Below are 4,742 nucleotides of genomic sequence, written 5' to 3' on the forward strand. Positions count from 1 at the left end.
CTTCCTCCTAAAAGAAAGCCTTGAATCACGTTCAATCTGATTTGAGAATCCCAAGAGTCCACACGGCCTAGCGCTCGAATTAGTGACCGGCGCTCTGGCCGCCATCGACATGCAGGATCTCGCCGGTGACGAAGCCCGCGCTTTCGAGATAGAGCACGGCATCGACGATGTCGCGGCTCTCGCCCATCCGCCCGACCGGATGCAGCTTGGCGAGGAAATCGTAGGTCTCGCGCCCATGCATCGGCGTTTTGATCACGCCGGGCGAGACCGCGTTGACGCGGATGCCCTTGGCTGCATATTCGATCGCAAGCGACTTGGTTGCCGCGTTCAATCCGCCCTTGGTGAGTGAGGCGAGCACCGAGGGAACGCTGCTGTTGGCATGATCCACCAGGCTGGTCGTGATCTGGACGATGTGTCCCGATCCCTGCTTCAGCATCTCGCGCGCGACGCGCCTGGTGAGATGGAAGAAGCCGTTGAGATTGATGCCGAGTATCGAAGCGTAATCTTCATCGGTGTAGTCGGTGAACGGCTTGGCGATGAAGATGCCGGCGTTGTTGACCAGCGTGTCGATGCGGCCGAAGCGGTCGAGCGCCTGACCGACGATGCGCTCGGCGGTCCTGGGATCGGCGATGTCGCCCGCCACGGTGAGGATATCCGGATCGGACGATGGCTTGATCGAGCGGGAGCTTGCGACCACACGAAAATTGCGGTTCCGATATCCATTGACGAGATCAGCGCCGATGCCCTGCGACGCGCCGGTAATGATGGCAACCTTTTGTTCTGCACCCATGACGGGCCTCCATGATCGCTGAAGCGGCGACACCGCCGCTTGCGCCCTATCGGCGCTCATGGAGGGAAGCTAGGCAGATCAACCTGCGGAGCGAATACGCGCTACTCGGCAGACACTCTTCCGCGCCGCGAACGAATGGTTGCGGCGCTGTCCTTGGCTTCGCGCGACAGCCGTTCGAAATAGCGCTTCAGCCGCGGCACCGCGAAATCGACGAAGGCGCGCACCTTAGGCACGGAAAACCGTCCTTGCGGTGCGAGCAGGTGCACCGGCAAGGGCGGGTATTCGTCCTTGCCAAGGATGATCCGCAAGCGCCCGCTCCGGATCTCCTCGGCGATATGATAGGAGAACAGCCGCGTCACGCCGTGTCCTTCCGCAGCGGACGCGACCGCGGCGCGCACGGTGTTGACGACCAGCCTCGGCGTGAACTGCACCGTTCTGGGCACCGAGGAGTTTTTCAGAGGGGGGAAGCTCCAGGAGTCCTGACCGAAATGCGTCATCGAGACGATCTGTTGCTTTGCCAGATCGGCCGGCTCATTGATCGCCGGATTTCGCGCCAGGTAGGATGGCGAGGCCGCGACCACGCGGCGGACTTCGCCGAGCCGGATCGCCACGAAGCTTGAATCCGCCAGATGCGCGATGCGCAGCGCGACGTCGATGCCCTCGTCGATCAGGTTCACCGGCCGGTCCAGCAGAAGCAGCCGGACCGACACCGTCGGATAGTCGTTCATGAATGCGTCGAGCACGGGCCGCAACACGTCCTCGCCGGTGATGACGGGCGCGGTGATCGTAAGCGTGCCCCGCGGCGCGGCGCGCTCGCCGGCCGCGGCGATATCCGCTTCCTCGAGCTCGGCCAGCACGCGCCGGCAGCTCGCAACATAGCGCTCACCGGCCTCGCTCAGCTTCAGCGACCGCGTTGTGCGATGTAGGAGTTCAGTGCCGACATGAGTTTCAAGAAACGCGATCGCCCGGCTCACCGCGGCCGGCGACCGCCCCAGCCGCCGTCCGGCGCCGGCCAGACTTCCCTCGTCGACCGCCGACACAAATACTTTCATCGCGTCGATGCGGTCCATGGCTTCTCTCGACCAGGCATGTGCATATAGATCAGGGCGCGTTCGATGACGGCGGCGTACGCGCGCCTCCCACGCTACCAGTTGCCAACATAATGCTTCCACTCTAGCTTCCGGTAGTCCAATGATGACCAGCCACACCGTATGCCTGTGCTTCGCTTGCGATTTTTCGCGTGTGCTTGCCAACGTTCGGGCCGCTGCGGCATGATGCTTTCGTGCCGTTCTTCCATTTCTACGGCGGCCGGATGCACCGCGATATTCTGAGTGAGGGAAAAAAGCCAAGGGAGGTCTGACCATGCGGTTTGCAAAGCCCCTGCTCGTCGCATTTGTCTTGGGCAGCATGGTTGCGCTGCCGGCGCATGCGGAGTTCGACGTCGCAAGCCTGAAGCAATCGATCGAGACCTCCTTCGAGAGCGAATATCCAAAACTCGATGCGCTCTACAAGGACATCCACGCCCATCCCGAGATCGCCTTCCAGGAGGAGAAGACCGCCGCAAGACTCGCCGCCGAGATGCGCGCGATCGGCTTCGAGGTTACAGAGAAGGTCGGCAAGACCGGGCTGGTTGCGCTCTACAAAAATGGCGACGGTCCGACCATCATGGTGCGCACCGAGCTTGACGCGCTGCCGATGGAGGAGAAAACCGGCCTGCCCTACGCAAGCCGCGACAAGACCATCTGGCAGGAGCGCGAAACCTTTGTCGCCCATAGCTGCGGCCACGACATGGCGAGCTGGGTCGGAACGGCGAAGACGCTGGTCGGGCTGAAGGACCAGTGGAAGGGCACGCTGATGTTCATCGCCCAGCCCGCCGAGGAAGTGGTTGCGGGTGCCAGAGCCATGCTGGCCGACGGCCTGTTCACGCGCTTTCCCAAACCCGATGCCGGCTTTGCCCTGCATAGCGGGGCCTTTCCCTACGGCTACGTCAGCTACACCGTCGGGGTCCGCTCTTCCAATGCCGACGGCCTCTACATCAAATTCAAAGGCCGCGGCGGCCATGGCGCGGCGCCACAGGCGACCATCGATCCCGTGATGATGGCGTCGCGTTTTGTGGTCGATGTGCAGAGCGTCATCAGCCGTGAAAAGGACCCGACCGAATTCGGCGTGGTCTCCATCGGCTCGCTCCATGCCGGCACCACGGCCAACATCATTTCCGACGAATCGGTCCTGCTCGGCACCATCAGAACCTTCAAACCGGACGTGCGCGCCAAGATGCATGATGGAATCGAACGTACCGCCAAAGCGGTCGCCGCCATGGCGAATGCGCCTGCACCGGATATCAGGATCACCGAGGGTACCAAGGCGGTGGTCAACGATGCCGCTGTTGTCGCGACCGCCGAGAAGGTGCTGAACGCGGCCTTCGGCGACAAGTTCAGGACCGCGCCGCCGGTCACCGCGAGCGAGGATTTTTCCGAGTACATCTATGCCGGCGTGCCCTCGATGTTCTTCAATATCGGCGTCTACGATCCCGAGCACGTCGCCGCCGCGCGCAATGGCGACCCGCCGCTTCCCGGCAACCATTCCCCGCTGTTCGCGCCGGTGCCGAAGCCTACCATTCAGACCGGCGTCACCGCGATGACGCTCGCAGTCCTCAGCGCATTCGACCAGAGGGCCAAGGGACATTAACGGCCAAGCCCGTCATTGCGAGCGAAGCGAAGCAAGCGCGATGCGCATGATCGAGGAAGGATAAAATCTCTCAAATACATGTTGGCGAGCGGCGGCTCGAAGGGAGCCGCACGCTGCCAATGCTTGACGTCATCACCAGCCGTAAGTGTAGCCGGGATAGGAGTAGTAATAGCTCGGATAGCTCCAGTATGAATTATAGGTCGGATAGCCCCAATACGAATTATAGGTAGGATAGCCCCAGTACGAGTTATAGGTGGGATAGCCCCAGTACGAAGGATAATCCCGACGCACCAGATAGCGCACGTCCATCGTCACGGCTGGTACCGCCGCCTTGATCGACATGCCATTGATCGGCGCAGCAGACGATTTGGCCGTGGCGGCCGCTGCGAGAGGAACAGCAATTGCGAGTGCAATCGCGAGCCTGCGGACTTGAATCTTCATGGAAGCTCCTTTCGTGTTAGAAGTGACCATCCACCAGGCGACGATGATGGGGCAGGACGCCTACAGAAAGATTTCGGAAATCCGGAATTGCGTTACGTGGGTAACTGGTGGTGGCACGAAGCCAAGTCCCACAACCCGCCACTCGATTGGAGCTGACCTGGACGCGTTACGTCGCCTCTTGGCCCAACTCGGACCCTTGGAGCTCTGCTATCGCGCCGCTATCAGGGGCACAGCGGATCTCATACGCATCCTGATCTGCGGCGCGGGAGTTATAAGTACACGCCTTAGCGAGCCGGCGCTCGTCACGGATAACAGCCCAGCGCGTCAGTCCTTGAAGTCATACTGCTTGCTGAGGTGATCGCCGACCTGGAACCAGCATCGCCACGCATTCGGCTTGGCCACCGTCCACGTAGCCCGCACGGAGTTCGCAGCGCGGATGGAGCGCAGCGTAATCCGGGAACGGTGTCGCCAAGGCCTCGGCAATCCCGGATTGCGCGGAGCCTGTCATCGGGCGCGCATTCGCGCGACCCGTTGGCTCCATCCGGGCTGCGCGCTACCTCGCCGCGTTGGCGCGCTTGACGCCGACGATCGCAGGCAACGCCTCGGGATCGGCTTTCGTGCCGGGCACGGCACCGGTCGCGATCGGATCGGAGAGCGGCGCGCGGGCGGTGGCGTCGGGGAAGCGGAGCTTCATGTCGCGGATGAAGCCGTCGAGCGTGTCGACGCTGGCGGCCATCCTGGCGATCTGCGCATTGCCTCACCAAGGATGTTACCGGAGAACTGACCGTCAGGATTGGGGCGGCGATACCGAATCGGATCGGTG

At 62.2% G+C, this 4,742-nt stretch carries 5 protein-coding genes; 1 reads left to right on the forward strand and 4 read right to left on the reverse strand.

The annotated features are described in order from the left end of the window. Positions 1 to 79: 79 nt before the first annotated feature. Both AAFX91_RS39230 and AAFX91_RS39235 read right to left on the reverse strand, forming a co-directional pair. Complete coding sequence (locus AAFX91_RS39230; RefSeq protein ID WP_394570071.1) at positions 80 to 790, reverse strand: SDR family NAD(P)-dependent oxidoreductase; 711 nt, start codon at positions 788 to 790, stop codon at positions 80 to 82. A gap of 101 nt (positions 791 to 891) precedes the next feature. Next, positions 892 to 1,860: a LysR family transcriptional regulator gene (locus AAFX91_RS39235; protein WP_394570072.1), complete on the reverse strand. Its 969-nt coding sequence runs from the start codon at positions 1,858 to 1,860 to the stop codon at positions 892 to 894. 292 nt (positions 1,861 to 2,152) lie between these two features. Here AAFX91_RS39235 and AAFX91_RS39240 point away from each other — a divergent pair, with 292 nt between their 5' ends. Beyond that, a complete protein-coding gene (locus tag AAFX91_RS39240; RefSeq protein ID WP_394570073.1) occupies positions 2,153 to 3,478 on the forward strand; it encodes an amidohydrolase in 1,326 nt (441 codons plus the stop codon). Between the two features lie 132 nt (positions 3,479 to 3,610). On the opposite strand, the gene AAFX91_RS39245 is transcribed toward AAFX91_RS39240, so the two are convergent. Further along, a complete protein-coding gene (locus AAFX91_RS39245; protein WP_130578820.1) occupies positions 3,611 to 3,919 on the reverse strand; it encodes a hypothetical protein in 309 nt (102 codons plus the stop codon). Positions 3,920 to 4,472: 553 nt separating this feature from the next. After that, on the reverse strand, positions 4,473 to 4,655 hold the full coding sequence (locus tag AAFX91_RS39250; RefSeq protein WP_394570074.1) for a hypothetical protein: 183 nt from the start codon (positions 4,653 to 4,655) through the stop codon (positions 4,473 to 4,475). Positions 4,656 to 4,742: the final 87 nt, after the last annotated feature.

Source organism: Bradyrhizobium sp. 31Argb (assembly GCF_043638955.1).
Taxonomy (GTDB): domain Bacteria; phylum Pseudomonadota; class Alphaproteobacteria; order Rhizobiales; family Xanthobacteraceae; genus Bradyrhizobium.

What these genes read in the sequence shown, in the direction of transcription:
- AAFX91_RS39230 (WP_394570071.1), bottom strand. Translation starts at nt 790, where the DNA reads ATGGGTGCAGAACAAAAGGTTGCCATCATTACCGGCGCGTCGCAGGGC.
- AAFX91_RS39235 (WP_394570072.1), bottom strand. Translation starts at nt 1,860, where the DNA reads ATGGACCGCATCGACGCGATGAAAGTATTTGTGTCGGCGGTCGACGAG.
- AAFX91_RS39240 (WP_394570073.1), top strand. Translation starts at nt 2,153, where the DNA reads ATGCGGTTTGCAAAGCCCCTGCTCGTCGCATTTGTCTTGGGCAGCATG.
- AAFX91_RS39245 (WP_130578820.1), bottom strand. Translation starts at nt 3,919, where the DNA reads ATGAAGATTCAAGTCCGCAGGCTCGCGATTGCACTCGCAATTGCTGTT.
- AAFX91_RS39250 (WP_394570074.1), bottom strand. Translation starts at nt 4,655, where the DNA reads ATGGCCGCCAGCGTCGACACGCTCGACGGCTTCATCCGCGACATGAAG.